Here is a 17,913-nt window from a genome sequence, read left to right as displayed (position 1 = left end):
ACCCTCCTTTCGATTTAAGTATATCTAAAATGGGAATTACTATCGCAACTTTTCTTGCACTAAACTATTGACTCTAAATGGAATGAAGATATAAGAGGTAGTACTATACGTCCATTCCACACATCTTCAACACCCAACTCTTTTGGTGATATGTTTTGATAATCTCCATTCATACCTTGTATGTCAATACCACCCTTTTCAGTTATCGTAATGATGCCATATAACCCTTCATCATATAAAACAATATCCTTTAGATAGGGATATTGTTTATGTATTTCATCAGAGTAACAAAAATGCTCATATTGTGGTCCTAGCCATATATATGACATTGAATTCATACCCAAATAATATGTTTGTCCAATTTTTTCAAGGGAATCACCATGATCATGTCCATTCACACATAAAAGCACTCGTTTTCCTGTTTGATTTACGCTATTAATTAGATCTCTGACTTCATTTCTATTATGTACACCTCTTTTTGCAAACTCATTTTCAAAGCTATGATGTGAGAAAATAACGAAATACTCACTACTATCGTTTACTTGATCTTCTAACCACATTAGCTCATCCTCTGGGACAATTGGATATGTATCTTTGGTCTTATTATAATTTCTTCTACAATAAGGTTCGTATCCTTTGTCTGTCTTAATGAAGCAGGTGTCTAATACAATAAACTTAACATTACCATATGTAAATGAATAGTAGCTACTATCCATATCTAAAAATTGCATAACTTCTTCCTTAGTAAATAAATCTGAATCATGGTTGCCCATTAAATGATACAGTGGTTTTCCTACACTATAAAGCATATCCAGCAGCACTTGATTTTCTTCCTTCGGACTACAGAAATCTCCTAGTTGAATAATGAAATCTAGATCTTCATTTCTGATATTGTTTATGAAGTTTTCAATTCTTCGATGCCCATCAGGAATATGTTCATAGTGCAAGTCAGTGAATACTGCAAATTTAACTTGAGCCATCTATACACCTCCGCATGGTCTAAAAACTTAATAACTAAATGAGAAAAGTGCTTATATGCATCAGTTTATTAGTCCTCTAAAAGTAAAATCTTATTGCCGTCCAAATCAAGGAAAGGAAGTTCTTTACCTCCCCACACTGCTATTGTAGGTGGTTCTAAAATCACTCCTTTTTCTTTTAATTCAGTATATGTTTGATCTAAATCATCGCATGAGAATACAAAGTTGACTTTTCCTTCGCTTGATTTACCCCATTTGTTCTCATCCCAAATAACTATAGCTGGAGTATCTTCGATAAATCCTAGAGAAACACCATCATAATTTTCATCAGGTTCTAATATAGGCAACCCTAATTTGTCATTATAGAATTTTACCAAGGCTTCAGGGTTCTTGGAAGAAATATTAACACAATGATACTTCGTAATCATAAGTTTTACCTCCTAATTTTTATTTATTTAAATATTACTTTAACTTGTTCTTAAATTGATATATCAAGCTAACAACACTCCACCGAGTAATAATTACTATTTTACCACATTATTACTTCTACTACTATTCTATGTAACACACTCATCCTTATAGTTTTTCTCTTTAAAAGGTCCTTCATATATTCTGGAATAATAAGACTAATTTGAAGGGTATAATTCTATGCAAGAAGTAAAAATTATGATAAAGTAAAATGATAGGATAATGTATATTATTGGTAGTCCAAGAACAAATGATTAATTGATTAATAGGCAAGAAAGGAGACATATGATTTATTTAAATTATTTCACATTTCCTGATGAAGATATGGAATCCGACTTTATATATAATATAAAGAGAACATGCTATGACTCTTATTATCCATTTAAGATATTATCAGCCCATGGTCTTGAGAGAATTGATTTTAATCCTATTACTATTTTATATGGTGGAAATGGTTCGGGAAAATCAACAGCACTAAATATTATAGCAGAAAAAATAAGCCTCAGGCGCGATTCAGTCTATAATAAATCTAATTTCTTTCCTGACTATGTCAATATGTGCAAGATGTCTCTTGATGCTGACGTTACAGAAAATAGCAGAATTATCACAAGTGATGATGTATTTGACTATATGTTGAATATACGTAACCTAAACGAGGGGATTGACTTAAAAAGAGAAGAACTTTTTGAAGAATATTTGGACACGAAATATTCTAATTTTCAACTAGAGTCGATTGCAGATTATGAACAATTAAAAAAAGTAAATAATGTTAGACGTAAAACACAGTCAAGATTCGTGAGAAGTGAATTGATGGATAATGTAAGGGAATATTCTAATGGAGAAAGTGCATACAGATATTTTACTGAAAGTATTGGTGAAAATGGACTTTATCTATTGGATGAGCCTGAGAACAGTCTTTCTCCAAATCGTCAGATAGAATTAAAGAGTTTTATTGAGGACTCTATACGTTTTTTTGGATGTCAATTTATTATATCTACTCATTCACCGTTTCTTCTTGCCATGCGAGGAGCAAAAATATATGACCTCGATGAAGCTCCAGTTGATATAAAACGATGGACAGAATTAGATAACGTACGTAAATACTATGAATTCTTTAAATTACATGATAATGAATTTTAATAGCATTAGGTAACACCATATGGATAAAAAAAATCATGGTTGTGGATGAGATTTTGCTCACCATGACCATGATTTTTGATAGGACTTTTTTATTTGTGATAAAACTTTTTTCTTATTATAACTCAACTCTTCCCTCTAATGCACGCGATAGAGTTACTTCATCGATGTATTCGAGATCACCACCGACAGGTACTCCGTTAGCTATTCGGGTAACTTTTGTACCTAAAGGTTTTAGAAGCTTTGCTATGTACATAGCTGTTGCTTCACCTTCTACATTAGGGTTCGTTGCTATAATGACCTCATTAATGCCTTCTGTACCTATGCGGGTAATAAGTTCCTTGATCTTAAGATCAGAAGGTCCTATCCCTGCCATGGGAGAAATTGCTCCATGTAGTATATGATATAGTCCTTCGAACTGATTGGTTCGTTCATAAGCAGCCATATCTCTTGGATCTTCAACGACCATAATAATGGAATCATTCCTTTTGGGTGATGCACATATCGGGCAGAGGTCAGAATCTGTTAAGGTACAGCATTTTTTGCAATACCTTACTTTACTCTTTGCTTCTTTTATAGCTGATGATAGGCGATCTACTTGCTCTTCAGGTTGATCTATAATATAAAAAGCCAATCTTTGAGCAGTCTTTCGTCCAACACCAGGTAATCTTGCTAATTCATCAATGAGATTAGTTATGGGATTCCCATAATAGTTCATTAAAATAAGCCTCCAGGTAAGTTCATTCCACCTGTTATTTTTGACATTTCGCCGTTAACCATTTCATCAGCTTGGCGCATTGCTTCATTAACTGCCGCAATGATTAAATCTTGAAGCATTTCAATATCATCTGGATCAACAACTTCTTCAGCAAGTTCAACACCAACAAGTTCTTTTTTACCTGTTACTTTTACTTTAACAGCACCACCGCCAGCAGTTGCTTCTACAACTTTTGCATCTAACTCTTCTTGCATATCAGCCATTTTCTTTTGCATCTTTTGTGCTTGTTTCATTAAGTTATTCATGTTACCTGGCATACCTCCAGGGAATCCACCTTTTCTAGCCATGTTTTATTCCTCCTTATATTCCAAAAAATAATTTGCAATTAGAAAATATTTTAAAGGTCAATATATTATTGAACTTCAATTGGAAAATCAACTTTTTCCATAATCTTTTTAATTTGATCTTCTTCATTATCTGGTTCCGCTTGTTCTTCTGTAGTGTTACCATAATAAGTAGCGTATAACCTATCATATTCTTGTTGATTGATAGGGCGGATATTGAACCGTTTACCAAAAACCTCTTCATAAGTTTCATTGATTTCATTCAATCGACGATTTTCATCTTCTTTTAGTATATCTTCTTGTACCTTTGTTTGACACACTAAATATAGAATATCGTCTGATATATAACCGGCTGTTAGATGATCTAATACTACCAGCATAGATGGATTAGCTTTTGCTATTCGTTCTTTAACACCTGTCCATTTCTTTGCAGCTTGTTTAACTTCATCTGGAACAGCCTTTGGTTTTTTAGTCGGCTTTATTATCTCAGTTTTTGGTTGTTTTTGTCCCGCTGGTGCAGCGACTACTTGAACACCCTTTTGAATTTTTTCTTCTAAAGCTTTAATGCGCACCATAAGTCCATCAAAGGATTGGTCTGTTTCTACTTGACATAACTTAATGATATTAATTTCAAGTAGTATTCTTTTTTGTGTGGCATATTTCAAAGCACTCTCAATACTAGATAACGTGCTTAAAAATCGTGTTAAATCATGGTAAGATACCTGAGTTGCTTGGTCCATTAAACGCTTAACATTCTCTTCAGATAAATCCAAGATATCCCCATGTCCATTTGTCGATTGAATAACAAGAAGATTTCTAAGATGTTTAATCAAATGTAAAACAAATTGATTAATGTCCCTTCCGTCAGCAATAACTTTATCAATAAGCTGAATAGCTTTTAAACTGTCTTTTGCTACAAGAGCTTCCGTCATATCAAAGAATACACCCTGATCCACTGCTCCTAGTAATTCGAGAACCATGTCCATGGTTATGGTTTGATCCAAGTAAAAAGCTATACATTGATCCAAAATACTTAAAGCATCCCTCATAGATCCATCAGCTAAGGTTGCTATATATTTAATAGCTTGTTCTTCAACGTCTGTGCCTTCTTGTCCCATATAATCGCTGATTTGTGACGCAATTTCGCTGACACCAATACGCTTAAAGTCGTAACGTTGACATCTGGAAAGAATGGTCGGTAAAATTTTATGAGGTTCTGTTGTTGCTAAGATGAAAATAACATGCTCTGGTGGTTCTTCTAATGTCTTAAGTAATGCATTAAAAGCTCCTACTGAAAGCATATGCACCTCATCTATTATATAGACTTTATATCTTCCCTTTGTTGGAGTATACTTGACTTCTTCACGAATCTCACGAATATTATCAACACTATTATTGGACGCTGCATCTATTTCAATAACATTTATTCCTTGACCTGCATTTGCAGCATAACAAGCTTCGCATTGATTACATGGCTCACCATCAACTAAGGCTTCACAATTCAAAGCTTTTGCAAAGATCTTCGCTGTTGAGGTCTTACCTGTTCCCCTTGTACCGCAGAACAGATAGGCATGTCCAATACGACTTGCATTAATTTGATTTTTTAATGTTTTTACAATGTGATCTTGACCGATGACATCTTCAAATGTTTTAGGTCTCCACTTACGATATAAGGCTAAATATCCCATATAAACACCTCATATATAATATATCAAACTTTAACTCTAAAACAAAGTAGTTTATATATAAAAGTTTAACTTATAACTAAATCATTCTTTAGGGAGTTAAGTATGTAAAAAATTCTATTACGCTTGCTGGAAAGACAACAATGCCCTATACAGCTGGATATTAAAAAAGACCCTGCATAGGGTCTTGTTAGTATAATTAAATCCGTGCGTTTCGCTTCGACAGCAATCTCCAAGCGTTACCTCAGCAGTTAGCTCGGACCAGGCACCCTCGCGGCACACAGAAGTGTTTACTTAGTGCTGCTTCCTTCCGGACCTGACACGGTTCGTAAATTTCTGTTGCGCAAGACCCAATCGTCATTACCACTTGCTAAGGGCAGACCTTACAGACTGACAGCCTCAGCTCAACATCACCCCTGCTATAGCGGATTGCAGGTTCAGGGCACCGCTACCTCCCCGGCTGCACGGAAAATTTATGACTTATTAAGGCAGTACTAAAACTGCTTCTCTAGTATATTACTTTTATAAGTGTTTGTCAACCGTAAGAGTTTAAAAACTTATTACAATTATTACATTTTTTTCTATTTGTTTTTTTTGTGTTTTTGCTGCTGCCGCATTGCTTTAAAAAATTGCTTCAATAGCTGACTACAGGGCTCTTCTAAAACACCTTCCATGACCTCTACTTGATGGTTAAACTTAGGTTCTTGGAGTAAATTAACAATGGAACCTGCACACCCAGCCTTTGGATTTCGACAAGCCATGACAACTTGAGGTATTCGGGCTTGAACAATAGCACCTGCACACATAGGACAAGGCTCTAAAGTGATATACATCGTACATTCTTCTAATCGCCAATCCCCTATATACTGTGATGCTTCATTAATAGCTTGAATCTCAGCATGGGCTAAGGTACTCTTTTTGCCGTTTCTTTGATTATAACCCTTCCCAATGACCTCATCATGGTAAACGATTACTGCTCCAATTGGAACCTCATCTTCTTGGTATGCCTGCTTAGCTAAATCATATGCTATTTCCATATAGTATTCATGTTGTTGGTCCATTGCTCTACTCCTTTGTAACGAATATATCTCTTATTCAACGACGACACCTTTTTTTAGAATAATGTTAGCATATAATGCTGTCTCTCCTGTTGCAACCACTGCATAAGCTTCTTTTGCACGGTCATAGAAAGCAAACCTCTCAACCTCTTCGATCGCTTTATCGCCTTCATTCTTCTTAATGACTTCCTTATAAGTATCCCATATAACGGGTACAGTAGGATCACCTTTAACTACTTTCATTAAAGCAACTTGCTTTACTGAGTATGTATCTAGTGGTAAGAACTTTAATATGGCATCTAAAATTTCTGGAACACCATGGCCATCTAATCGAACAACTCGTTGTCCCATAGATTCTGATGGAAAGTTACCATCTGCAATAACAATCTCGTCACCATGTCCCATTTCCATTAAGATTTTTAGTAGTTCAGGTGATAATATACTTGGAATTCCTTTTAACATAGAGTATCCCTCCTTTTAATTATTTCTTACTTTTCTTTAATTAATCACTGACTTATCAGTTTATTCATTAGTATTTTATCACTAAATCAATTATTTCACCACAATTTTTTAACGTTCAAGTATTTACATTACATACAAGATGGCATCCAAAATAATTGGAAAATTTTAAAAAGATACTTGAAAAAAATTTTTTAATGGTGCTAAGTCTTATGTATTCCTCTATGGAACCGTTGTCATAGTCTTCCACCTTCCTTGACAACTATATATGGAAATCATTATAATTATAATGCTAGATATTGTGTTTGGGACAAGTTCTAAATATAGAGAAATAACTTGATTTTAAGCACCTTTCAGCACTATTTATGATTTAATCAACCCTCATTTTGGGAGTAACGTTAAACAATTAAATGAGCGTTGAATCATCTACTAAAGTGAAGAAGCCACACTTAAAACCTGGCTAGAAAGTACAGTGAGAGGGGAATTTATATGCTTACAAATATTGTTAAGCGCGACGGGTCCATACGCCCTTTTAATCAAGAAAAAATCAAAAATGCTATTTATTGTAGTCTGGTAACCTCCAATAAGGATCGTAAACTTATTCAACTGCAAAACTTATCACAAGCTATATGTGATAAAGTGGTCTATAAACTAAATAGAAATGAACACGATGGCCAAGCCCCAACAGTTGAAGAAATCCAAGATTTAGTGGAAGATACCCTTATTGAAATGGGTGAAAAAGAAGCTGCAAAAGAGTACATCCTATACCGTTTTAAACATAAAGAAATTAGAGAAGGTAAAATAGCGTTATTGGATGCAGAGAAGATGGTTACAGATTATGTAACACAGCATGATTGGCGAGTTAAAGAAAATGCTAATATGGGCTTTTCTTTGCAAGGTCTCAATAATCATATGATTTCTGAAGTAACAAAGAACTTCTGGTTAACCCGAATTTATAATGAGAATATTCGTCATGCCCATGTAGATGGCGATTTACATATTCACGACTTAGGTTTGTTATCTACTTATTGTTGTGGTTGGAGTCTGGAAGATTTATTACTAAAAGGCTTTGGCGGCGTAGAAGGTAAGATAGAAAGTAGTCCAGCCAAACATTTCAAGACAGCTTTAGGTCAGCTGGTTAACTTTTTCTATACTCTTCAAGGTGAAGCAGCTGGTGCACAAGCATTTTCTTCATTCGATACATATATGGCACCATTCCTTCGATTTGATGAGTTATCCTATGAAGAAGTTAAACAAAGCATGCAAGAATTTATTTTTAATTTAAATGTTCCAACAAGAGTTGGTTTCCAAACGCCTTTTGTTAATCTAACCATGGATTTGGAATGTCCTAGAACTCTTACTGACCAACCTGTTATTATAGGTGGAGAACTCATTCAGGATCATACCTATGGGGAATTCCAAGAGGAAATGAACATGATTAACAAAGCTTTTTGTGAAATTATGATGGCTGGTGATGCCAAAGGTAGGATCTTCACTTTCCCAATTCCAACCTATAATATAACCGGCGATTTTGACTGGGGTAATCCTGTTATTGATAAAGTCATGGAGATGACAGCTAAATACGGTATTCCTTACTTCGCCAACTTCGTTAATTCAGATATGTCACCTGAAGATGCACGTTCCATGTGCTGCCGTTTACGATTGGACAATCGTGAATTACGAAAAAGAGGCGGTGGTCTCTTTGGAGCTAATCCTCTAACAGGTAGTATTGGCGTTGTAACCATTAATTTACCGCGTTTAGGCTATTTATATAGAGAAGAGAATAAATTCTATGAAGAACTACATCGTCTAATGGAGCTTGCTAAGTCATCTTTAGAGACGAAACGACAAGTTATTGAAAAAAATACATTAATGGGACTTTACCCCTATAGTCGCCATTACTTAAAAACAGTTCATGAACGCTTCGGTGTTTATTGGAAAAATCACTTCAGTACCATTGGTATTAATGGTATGAATGAATGTATCCTTAACTTCTTTAATGGTAAAGAAGACATAACATCAGAAGCTGGACAAGCCTTTGCTAATAAAGTTCTTGACTATATGCGTGAAGTAATTTCTGATTATCAGGAAGAAACAGGTCATCTATATAATTTAGAAGCTACACCAGCTGAGGGTACAGGCTACCGACTTGCTCGCTTGGATCAAGCTAAATTTAAGGATATCTTGGTAGCAGGTGAAGATGAACCTTATTACACTAACAGCTCCCAATTGCCTGTTGGATTTACTCCTGATCTCTTTGATGCCCTTGAGCTTCAAGAAGATCTTCAAACAAAATATACTGGTGGAACAGTATTTCATGGTTTCTTAGGTGAGCGTATCGAAGACATCGAAACATGTAAGATGCTCATTAAGAAAGTCATGACTAACTATAAAATACCCTATTTTACGGTATCACCTACATTCTCTGTCTGCCCAGATCATGGGTATATTTCTGGTGAACATTTTAATTGCCCAACTTGCCAGAAAGATGCAGAGGTTTGGACTAGAATCGTTGGTTTCCATCGTCCTGTTCAAAACTGGAATAAAGGTAAGCGTGAAGAATATGCTGAGCGCCAAACTTTTCAGGTGAGTTAGTGAACATACAAGGTTTTATTAAAACTTCTCTTCTGGATTTTCCAGGTAATATAGCTTCTACTGTTTTTACAAGTGGTTGTAACTTTAATTGTCCTTTTTGTCATAACCCTTCCCTTATCTTAGATGAAGGCTCTGATGAGATCATACAAACTGATGTTATTTTAGCCCATCTGAAAAAAAGACAAGGTCTTATTGATGGCGTCTGCATAACTGGCGGAGAAGCTACTTTACAAAAGAATTTACTTCCCTTTATTAGGGAAGTGAAAAAATTGGGTATGAAGGTGAAATTAGATACCAACGGCTATTCTCCTTCTATCTTACAAAACCTTATAGAAGATAATCTTGTAGATTACATTGCTATGGATATAAAGAATAGTCCCAGTAAGTATGCCAAGACTTGTGGACTTAAGGCTCTTGATTACAGCAAAATCAAAGAGTCCATTCAACTTATAAAAGCTAGCGGTATATCTCATGAATTTCGTACAACGATTATGAAAGATTTACATGATCTTGAAGATCTTGAAGCTATATCTGAGGAGATCAATGGTTGTGATCGCTTCTGTTTACAGCAATACCGTTATCAAGAAGGTCAAAATTGTCAGTTCTCGGCCTACGAACCTGAAACACTAATAAGTTGGCAGGAGCATCTGACCTCCCTCTTTAAAAGAGTTGAGGTCAGAGGTATATAAAAAACAAGCATATGAAAGTCATTTTTCATATGCTTGTTTCTTACTTTATATGCTTAACACTTAATTATCCAAACAAGAAGGCTATTTGGTTTCTGCCTCTAGCTTTTGCTTCGTATAGAGCTTTATCGGTTATATGTAATATGTCGTCAATGGAGCTCTCCTCAGTCAACTGCATATTGGCGGCACCGATGCTCAGTGTCACATGATTAGTAATTTTTGAATTCTTATGTCCTATCTTCAGCTGATCCATCTTCTCTTTTACTGCATTTGCTGATTTCATAAGAGATCTACTGGTTGCATCTTTTAGAACAATAATGAATTCATCACCACCATATCTAGCAATAAAGTCTTCTTGATCTAATACTTCTTGTAGCACATTAGCCACTGTTTGAATACATTCATCACCTTTCAAGTGTCCATAATAATCATTGTATTCTTTGAAATAGTCAATATCGATAAAGAGCATGGCAACACGTTCTGATGTCATATTATGGACCTTATCTTGTAAAGCTCTTCTATTATATAAGTTAGTCAATGGATCTCTTGTTGATAAGCGATTAAGCTGTTTGGATTTTGTTAGATTACGTATGGCTACTGATGCAAAGGACGCAATAATTTCCATCAACTCAATATCTTCTTGAGTATAAGCATTTTCACGGCTGCTTTGAATTGTAATGACACCAAATACCTCCATATCATCATAGAGGGGAATGTAAATTACTGATCGCATGGTTGTCGTTTTACTTACGGAACCATCATTTGAGTCTAACACTTTAAAGCTACCTTTGTACTGCTTAAGGTCATTAATGTAGAGATGCTCTTTTTCTTTAATAACCTTTGAAATGATATTTTGCTCTTTATCAAAAGGTAACTCACCTTTAATTGCAGAACGCTTGTCCAAGTTAAAGAAGTTAACGATAATGCGAGTCTTACTATCGTTGAGTAAACAAATTCCAAAAATATCTGCTTGCGTTAAGGATAAGATGTTGTGATGCAACTCTGAAAATACAGAATCCATTTCACTTTTTAATAAGATATTTTTACATAAGTCATGGATATGTTTAACTGATTTATTCATACGATGTAACATTTCATTTTGACGTTGCAATCGCATAACCTTCTTATGGGATTCAAACTTCTCATCAACTGATTTCATACTGTTTCTAAGAGTAACCTGTCGTTGTTTCTCTTTTGTATTTTGGTAATCATAAAACAACTTAAGGTATTTAATAAGTTCTTCACTGTTCTGGAATGACTCATATATTTCTATTAAGCCTTTTAAGGCTGTTTCTATAGCAGGATCAAAACCTTTTTCTTCAGCCGTTTTCAGAGCGTATCGATAATACTCAATGGCACATTTTTTCTTACATAGATGTTTTAGTATTTCAGCTTTGTAGTTCATAAATTGGATATAATCATTTGTTTTATCATTTATCGTTAGCTTAATCCCCTCATTTATATGGATTAATGCCTGTTGATAATCTTCTAATTTAATGTAAATCTGAGTTACAAGATTATAATAATAACTCCATACAACGGATATATTTTTGTCACTTAACGCTTGCTTACTTTTTTCAGCATAAAATTTTGCTAGTTCTAACTCACCTAATTTTATATAGCTTTCACAAATATTTAGATGAATAATGGTGTAATGTATAACGTCTGTTTCTGTCACGTATTCCGTACATTGTAAAAAGCTCTTTAATGCTTTTTTTGTTTCTCCGACTTCAGCATACATGACACCAAATGAATTAAATATTTTTAGGAATATCTCTTTTTCGCTGCCAATTTTAAATGATTCATCGTAGGCCGCATATAAGTATTCATAAGCTAATTGATAATTGCTAGAGTCTTTAAGAATGGCTGTATATTCTAGATACATATGAATTCTTAGTTCTACTTCTTCAACAAGCCTTAGAGCTTTTAATATGTAAACTTCTGCAACTTCCCACTCATTCAAATGTCTTTTACTCTTAGCCATATAATAAAGACCATAGGCACAAATTCTCTTATCCTCTGTATCTGAATATTTCTCATAAACAGATTTAGCGAAGCTATAACACTTTTTGGGGTCAACAAAACTATATTTCTCCATCTCGGTAATATATTGTTGGTTCGCTACACTCTTTGTCATAAAATCACTCTTCCGTTTATTGATAGGATTACGTCACAAAAAGTACTTAGTTGATTGGGGTAATGTTTCTTAATCCTATTATAATCAGTTTCTACGAGTGTATCAACCTTTTTTCCTTTCTTGTTCATATATTGAAATAAAAAATTGAAATATTGAATAAGGTTGGATTTTTTTAAGGGAAAATTTTATAGGTTAATATGGCAGAAGCGATAATACCCGCTAGATTAGCTATTAAAGCTCCTGGTAGTGTGTATCTGGTTTTTCGTATATTGACTGTCATAAAATAAATGGACATGGTATATAAAATTGTTTCAGTACACCCCATCATTATGGAGCACATTCTACCAATAGTTGAATCTGGTCCAAATGTCCTAAAAATATCTAGAACTAAGCCCAGTGTCGCCGAAGCTGAAACTGTTCGCATTAATGCAATAGGTACTAACTCAGATGGAAAGTTCATGAGGTCACTCACTGGCTTGAGAGCTCCAGTCAATAAACCAAGTGCACCAGATGCTCGAAATATACCTACTGCTACCATTAATCCAATAAGAGTTGGCATTATTTTTAAAACAATTTTGAATCCATCAGCTGCTCCTTCTACAAAAGCATCGAAGACCTTTACCCTTTTTGTTAACCCGTATACGATGATTAAAATGAAAACTAAGGGAATGAGTAAGTCTGATATTAACATTATAAGCTTCATTCTATCCCACCTTTTCCATAACTTTAGCAAAGATAACACCTGCTAATGTAGAAGCTAATGTGGCTACAATGGCTGGACCAATAATTTCAGATGGATTAGCAGAGCCGTATTGAGATCGATAGGCTAAAATATTAACTGGAAGTATTTGCACTGATGAAATATTGACAATAAGGAATGTACACATGGCTTTACTTGCCACTTTTTTATCTTTGTTGAGCTCTTGTAAACTTTTCATTGCTTCTAAACCTGGTGGTGTAGCTGCCCATCCTAAACCTAAAACATTTGCAATCATATTGGTTGCAATATATTTTTGCGCTGGATGATGATCTGGTACATCAGGAAATAAAAAACGTAAAATCGGTCTCATTTTTTTGGTTAGACTACTGATTAATCCGGCTTTTTCACCAATACGCATAAGCCCCATCCACATAGAGATAACACCTAATAATGTTATGCAAAGGCTTACAGCTTCTTTAGATGAGTCGATAGCTGCTTGTGTAACATCATCTAGGCTTCCGTTGTATGAGGCTACAATGATGGCTAATACAATCATTCCCGCCCATATATAATTAAGCATTCAATAGTATCCTCCATAACTAACTTGTTACTTAATTATATATTTATGGTAATATTAATATTTTTAGAACATCCTCGTTTAACCCATTTCCCGGTTTCTAAGCACCTTTAAAAATACAAGATAAATCCTCCAGATGCAATCTTAAAATTAAAATTGCTGTAGTATTACAGAGAATATTAAAAAATTTTGCAGAATTTATTACAATATGATGAATTTTTAAAGGCTCCACTTGTGTTTGACAAATAATATCGTATAATAGAATAAATACTTACTTTGTGTTGATTTGTTAATACATAATATTACAATCAGAATTACTAACAATTAACAAAATTGCAGCATTATATAATATATCAAAATTATGTTGACTAATTTTGATATATATGGTATTATTACATTGTTAGTTATTGTCGAAGTAAATTTTTATTTTTTTTTAATTTTTTACAAAAAGAGATATAAAAGAGAGAAGAAGGAGTGGAAAAAATGAAGTCTACAGGTATCGTAAGAAAGGTTGACGAATTAGGAAGAGTGGTTTTACCTATCGAATTACGTAGAAATTTCGATATTAATGTAAAAGATTCTTTAGAGATTTTCGTTGACGATGAAAGAATTATTTTAAAGAAATATCAACCAGCTGACATCTTTACAGGTGAAATGGATGACTTAATTGAGTACAAAGGTAAAAAAGTATCTAAAGCATCTATCATTGACATGGCTAGACAAGCTGGCTTAAAAATCGAAGAATAATAAGCTAATAAAGTTTTAGATAAACAGGAGCAAGGTTAAACCTTGCTCTTTTTCTTATATTTTTTCTTTCTCTTTTTCTAACTGTGCATATACCTCACGCTTGGATATGCCCCTATCCTTAGCAACTTTTTTCATAGCATCCTTTTTACTAAGTCCTTGATCTAAATAAATACCCATATGTTGATTGAGATCATATGTCATCCAGCTTTCTATTTGCTCTTCTTCAATTTTTCTTAAATCTTTGCCTTGTATGATGAGAACAAATTCTCCTCTAGGTTCATTCTCTTCAAAATAAATTAAACTATTTTCGAGTGTTGTTGGAATGACCTTCTCATGCCTCTTAGTTAACTCCTTAGTTATCGAAATTTGTCGATTTCCTAGAGTTTTGTAGAGATTTGTCAATGTTTGTTTTAATCGGTGAGGTGCTTCATACAGGATGATAGTCCTTGTCTCATTTTCTAATAAAGATAATCTTTCTTTCATTTTCTTCTTATCTGTAGGCAGGAAACCTTCAAAACAAAAATAACGTGTAGGTTGTCCAGAAATGATAAGAGATGTAATTGCTGCCACTGCCCCAGGTAAAGATGTTACTGTTATACTTTCATCTAAACAAGCTTTTACCAATTCCTCACCAGGGTCGGATATTCCTGGCGTACCTGCATCGGTAACTAAGGCTAAATTTTTTCCATCTTTTAAATCTTTGATCAATTGGTTGCCTTTAACATGTTTATTATGTTCATGATAACTTGTTGTTGATGTGTGTATATCAAAATGATTCAATAGCTTTCTTGTATGTCGTGTATCTTCACATGCAATAAGATCCACTTCTTTTAATGTATTAATACCACGAATAGTCATATCATCTAAGTTGCCAATAGGCGTTGCTACAAGAAATAAACTTCCGTATGCCATAGAATTACCTACTTTCTTATATCCCATTATATTATTTCTTCGATTGAATGAATTACACTTTATGTGAGTTAATTCTATTATAACCGAAATCTATGGTGCTGACCACATAAGCATTACTATGCGGAAAAGGGTATTTTTTTAAAATAAGTTCTTATCAGTCAGGATTTGACTTGAAATTACAATATAAACATATTATTATTATTATATACTAAAACTTCACACATCAAATACTTATGTGAAGCAATCATAATGATATTGAATAAATATTCAGTATCGTTGATCAGCGTATTTAATTTGAGAAGTTTAGTTATCAAGTAAAACTTTGATGGCATGTATCCCCCGAATACTGTCAGTGAGTTTTGCTCCTTTTCTCTGAGCCATAAGTCACTATTTAATCTACCTAATGCCCATCAGCTAAGGTGATACATAAAGTTTGTTAATAAAGGGTTTCTTACACTAATCAACACTTGGGATAAATACAAATATACATAATTCTAAATAAGTTCATTAATCGATTAAAGATTAATGCCTCTTATTAATAAGGGGTTGATTAATAAAATGTTGTTATGGAAAGCCCTAACTTTGTACTTAGAAGAACTCAAAACTGATTTCTTATATGGAATTTCATCGCAGTTTGATAAAACAATCTATAATATATTTAGAGACGTTAACATCAAATATATTCCTTTTAAAAGAGAATCAGGTGCAATTTTTTCGGCTTTAAAATATGCTAAACTATCACATAAAATTGGAATTTGCTTTATAGATACAGAAGCTTCCTTTGATAGTTGTATTAATGGTATCGCTCATGCGTACCGTTCAAAAGTTCCTTTATTGACGATTAACTGCCTAGATGATGCACAAATTGAGCAACATTTAACATTACATATTACAAAATACTCAAAAACTATTGATCATCCTTGGGAGGTATTAAAAGAAATAAACACAGCGATTAATATCGCCTTAACACCTCCATATGGACCAGTTCATTTAGCATTTCCAAGTAAATTTCTTTTCTATTCATTTAAAGAGGATCTTCAACTTCCTAAACCTTTGAATGTCCCCCAGAAAGATGACCTTTCACTGTCTAAAGCTATTGAAATTATAAATAGACATGATCATGGTTTAATTTTCATTGGAGAAGGTTGTAGAGGTTCAAGGGAGAATATTAAGAAACTAGCAAGCACATTGCACTGGCCAATTATATCCACAAGCAATGCTAAAGGCATTGTTAGTGATACTTTTGATTATTATATAGGTAGGTATAGCTCAACACTCAGCCCCACTGTTAAAGAGTTTATAGAAACCTATAACTATGATGTTGTACTCATTCTTGGCTCATCCTTAGGTAATACCATGGACTCAGATTTTATGGAAAGGTTTATAAAAAACAGGCATACTATACATATTGATTATGACCAAAACGAATTGGTAAAGATTTATAATACAACAGTTAATGTCCATACGGATATTGAAAGTGCTTTATTAAAAATGCTCTCCTGTTTATATCAAAAAAAATGTCGCAAAAGAATATCTTTACCAAGCAATACACCGCTTGATAGCGTTCACTCATTTATGAAAGACTTCTTCAAGGTCTTTGCAACAGTTATTCCACAGCAATCCAACCTCATTATCGATAGCAGGTTCTTTAATGAATATATTATTGAATCTATTCTTTTAGGTGATGAAATGATTTTGGATTATACCATGGACCATTCCATAGGTTCAGGGGTTAGTGGATCCATTGGCAGCTATTTAGCCGCACCAGAACATCTATGTATTTGTCTTCTTGATGATTATGTATTTTTTAAAGATGGCTATGAGCTATTTACAGCCAGCAGAAAGGGATACCCTATCCTTTATGTAGTCATTAACTATCATGGTGATCAATACATCGATAAGAGTGATTTTTCCATTAGCGCTATCGCTAAAGCTACACATATTGATAGCCTAACCATTAGAGAACCTAATGAGTTAGAATCCATTAAACCACTTATTCAGAACTTAGAGAAAACGTTTTTGCTTGATATCGTTATTGATGGACCTGTGCTTTCCAATCCACATCGTTGTAAATTTAATAACTAAAAATGGTGGTATTATTTAAGGGATTAACCTCTTTTGATGGTTAATCCCTTTCTAACATTATATTTCCCACAGTTCATAATTACCCATTGATACACCTAATGCACCAGCCTTCAGCACCTCTATAATGTCCTCTTTATCATTGATGAGACCACCAGCAATGATAGGCGTCCTTATCTCATGGCTTATTTTTTTTATAGTCTTTGGAAGGACTCCTGGCATTAGTTCTACCAAATCTGGTTTCACCGATCTTATGGTCCTAATAGTGGTATCACAGGAAAGGCTATCTACAAGAAAAAACCTTTGGATGGTAAAGATACCCATCTCTTTTCCATACTTTATAGCACTGCTCCTGGTACTGATTATTCCGTGTGGCTTTACCACCCTGCAAATAAACTCAAGTGCTTTTTGATCTTTCCCCAGTCCCTCTATAAAGTCAAGATGAATAAATACCACTTTATCCAATTCTTTCAACTCTTTAACCATCTTGCCGACACTCAGAATATCTGAATGTAATATGAAGACCACGTTAACATCTTTATCATGTATATGAACTAAATCTTCCTTGTAACGTATAGCTGCAATAATGGGATTTATTTCTAATCTTTCGTATATTTCTTTGGTATTCATG

Annotated in this window: 17 protein-coding genes and 1 other RNA gene; 5 read left to right on the top strand and 13 right to left on the bottom strand. The window is 34.0% G+C overall.

The window, feature by feature from the left end:
• Positions 1-59: 59 nt before the first annotated feature.
• Together C1Y58_RS22125 and C1Y58_RS22120 are read right to left on the bottom strand one after the other, a co-directional pair.
• Positions 60-980 carry a metallophosphoesterase family protein gene (locus C1Y58_RS22125; protein ID WP_105618920.1) on the bottom strand — a complete coding sequence of 307 codons (921 nt, stop codon included), beginning with the start codon at positions 978-980 and terminating at the stop codon, positions 60-62.
• A 68-nt stretch (positions 981-1,048) separates the two neighbouring features.
• Positions 1,049-1,405, bottom strand: coding sequence for a VOC family protein (locus C1Y58_RS22120; protein ID WP_105618918.1), 357 nt, complete (start codon positions 1,403-1,405; stop codon positions 1,049-1,051).
• A gap of 325 nt (positions 1,406-1,730) precedes the next feature.
• Between C1Y58_RS22120 and C1Y58_RS22115 the strand changes: the two genes are divergently transcribed.
• Positions 1,731-2,585 (top strand): AAA family ATPase, encoded by an 855-nt coding sequence (locus C1Y58_RS22115; RefSeq protein WP_105618916.1) that lies wholly within the window; start codon positions 1,731-1,733, stop codon positions 2,583-2,585.
• Positions 2,586-2,700: 115 nt separating this feature from the next.
• Here C1Y58_RS22115 and recR read toward each other — a convergent pair whose 3' ends face one another.
• From recR to fucU, 6 genes are all read right to left on the bottom strand, one after another.
• Positions 2,701-3,300 carry a recombination mediator RecR gene (gene recR, locus C1Y58_RS22110; protein WP_105618914.1) on the bottom strand — a complete coding sequence of 200 codons (600 nt, stop codon included), beginning with the start codon at positions 3,298-3,300 and terminating at the stop codon, positions 2,701-2,703.
• On the bottom strand, positions 3,300-3,647 hold the full coding sequence (locus tag C1Y58_RS22105) for a YbaB/EbfC family nucleoid-associated protein (RefSeq protein ID WP_105618912.1): 348 nt from the start codon (positions 3,645-3,647) through the stop codon (positions 3,300-3,302). The genes recR and C1Y58_RS22105 overlap by 1 nt, the downstream gene beginning before the upstream one ends.
• Positions 3,648-3,712: 65 nt before the next feature.
• Positions 3,713-5,332, bottom strand: coding sequence for a DNA polymerase III subunit gamma/tau (gene dnaX, locus C1Y58_RS22100; RefSeq protein WP_105618910.1), 1,620 nt, complete (start codon positions 5,330-5,332; stop codon positions 3,713-3,715).
• A gap of 202 nt (positions 5,333-5,534) precedes the next feature.
• An RNA gene (gene ffs, locus C1Y58_RS22095) (signal recognition particle sRNA large type) lies at positions 5,535-5,797 on the bottom strand.
• A 113-nt stretch (positions 5,798-5,910) separates the two neighbouring features.
• On the bottom strand, positions 5,911-6,390 hold the full coding sequence (gene tadA / locus C1Y58_RS22090; RefSeq protein WP_105618908.1) for a tRNA adenosine(34) deaminase TadA: 480 nt from the start codon (positions 6,388-6,390) through the stop codon (positions 5,911-5,913).
• 30 nt (positions 6,391-6,420) lie between these two features.
• Positions 6,421-6,849 carry an L-fucose mutarotase gene (fucU, locus tag C1Y58_RS22085; protein ID WP_105618906.1) on the bottom strand — a complete coding sequence of 143 codons (429 nt, stop codon included), beginning with the start codon at positions 6,847-6,849 and terminating at the stop codon, positions 6,421-6,423.
• 486 nt (positions 6,850-7,335) lie between these two features.
• On the opposite strand from fucU, the gene C1Y58_RS22080 reads away from it, so the two are divergent.
• Together C1Y58_RS22080 and C1Y58_RS22075 are read left to right on the top strand one after the other, a co-directional pair.
• On the top strand, positions 7,336-9,441 hold the full coding sequence (locus C1Y58_RS22080; RefSeq protein WP_105618904.1) for a ribonucleoside triphosphate reductase: 2,106 nt from the start codon (positions 7,336-7,338) through the stop codon (positions 9,439-9,441).
• The gene (locus C1Y58_RS22075; protein ID WP_105618902.1) at positions 9,441-10,130 is read left to right on the top strand and encodes an anaerobic ribonucleoside-triphosphate reductase activating protein; all 690 of its coding nucleotides are present in this window, start codon (positions 9,441-9,443) and stop codon (positions 10,128-10,130) included. Before C1Y58_RS22080 ends, C1Y58_RS22075 begins: the two co-directional genes overlap by 1 nt.
• Positions 10,131-10,194: 64 nt before the next feature.
• Here C1Y58_RS22075 and C1Y58_RS22070 read toward each other — a convergent pair whose 3' ends face one another.
• The 3 genes from C1Y58_RS22070 to C1Y58_RS22060 form a co-directional block, all read right to left on the bottom strand.
• Positions 10,195-12,264, bottom strand: a complete 2,070-nt coding sequence (locus C1Y58_RS22070; RefSeq protein ID WP_105618901.1) for a diguanylate cyclase domain-containing protein — start codon at positions 12,262-12,264, stop codon at positions 10,195-10,197.
• A 172-nt stretch (positions 12,265-12,436) separates the two neighbouring features.
• The gene (locus C1Y58_RS22065; RefSeq protein ID WP_105618899.1) at positions 12,437-12,967 is read right to left on the bottom strand and encodes a spore maturation protein; all 531 of its coding nucleotides are present in this window, start codon (positions 12,965-12,967) and stop codon (positions 12,437-12,439) included.
• A gap of 1 nt (position 12,968) precedes the next feature.
• Positions 12,969-13,544, bottom strand: coding sequence for a nucleoside recognition domain-containing protein (locus C1Y58_RS22060; RefSeq protein ID WP_105618897.1), 576 nt, complete (start codon positions 13,542-13,544; stop codon positions 12,969-12,971).
• 480 nt (positions 13,545-14,024) lie between these two features.
• Between C1Y58_RS22060 and C1Y58_RS22055 the strand changes: the two genes are divergently transcribed.
• On the top strand, positions 14,025-14,288 hold the full coding sequence (locus C1Y58_RS22055; protein ID WP_105618895.1) for an AbrB/MazE/SpoVT family DNA-binding domain-containing protein: 264 nt from the start codon (positions 14,025-14,027) through the stop codon (positions 14,286-14,288).
• 54 nt (positions 14,289-14,342) lie between these two features.
• Here the strand turns inward: C1Y58_RS22055 and rsmI are convergent, their stop codons facing one another.
• Positions 14,343-15,200: a 16S rRNA (cytidine(1402)-2'-O)-methyltransferase gene (gene rsmI, locus C1Y58_RS22050; RefSeq protein WP_105619015.1), complete on the bottom strand. Its 858-nt coding sequence runs from the start codon at positions 15,198-15,200 to the stop codon at positions 14,343-14,345.
• Positions 15,201-15,758: 558 nt separating this feature from the next.
• On the opposite strand from rsmI, the gene C1Y58_RS22045 reads away from it, so the two are divergent.
• Positions 15,759-17,285 carry a thiamine pyrophosphate-binding protein gene (locus tag C1Y58_RS22045; RefSeq protein ID WP_170311666.1) on the top strand — a complete coding sequence of 509 codons (1,527 nt, stop codon included), beginning with the start codon at positions 15,759-15,761 and terminating at the stop codon, positions 17,283-17,285.
• Positions 17,286-17,342: 57 nt separating this feature from the next.
• Here C1Y58_RS22045 and C1Y58_RS22040 read toward each other — a convergent pair whose 3' ends face one another.
• The gene (locus C1Y58_RS22040) at positions 17,343-17,912 is read right to left on the bottom strand and encodes a glycerol-3-phosphate responsive antiterminator (protein WP_105618892.1); all 570 of its coding nucleotides are present in this window, start codon (positions 17,910-17,912) and stop codon (positions 17,343-17,345) included.
• Between the last annotated feature and the right edge of the window lies 1 nt (position 17,913).

The sequence above is a fragment of the Vallitalea okinawensis genome (assembly GCF_002964605.1).
Classification (GTDB): Bacteria; Bacillota; Clostridia; order Lachnospirales; family PQDH01; genus Vallitalea_A; species Vallitalea_A okinawensis.
This window is presented reverse-complemented; position numbering and strand designations above follow the sequence as displayed.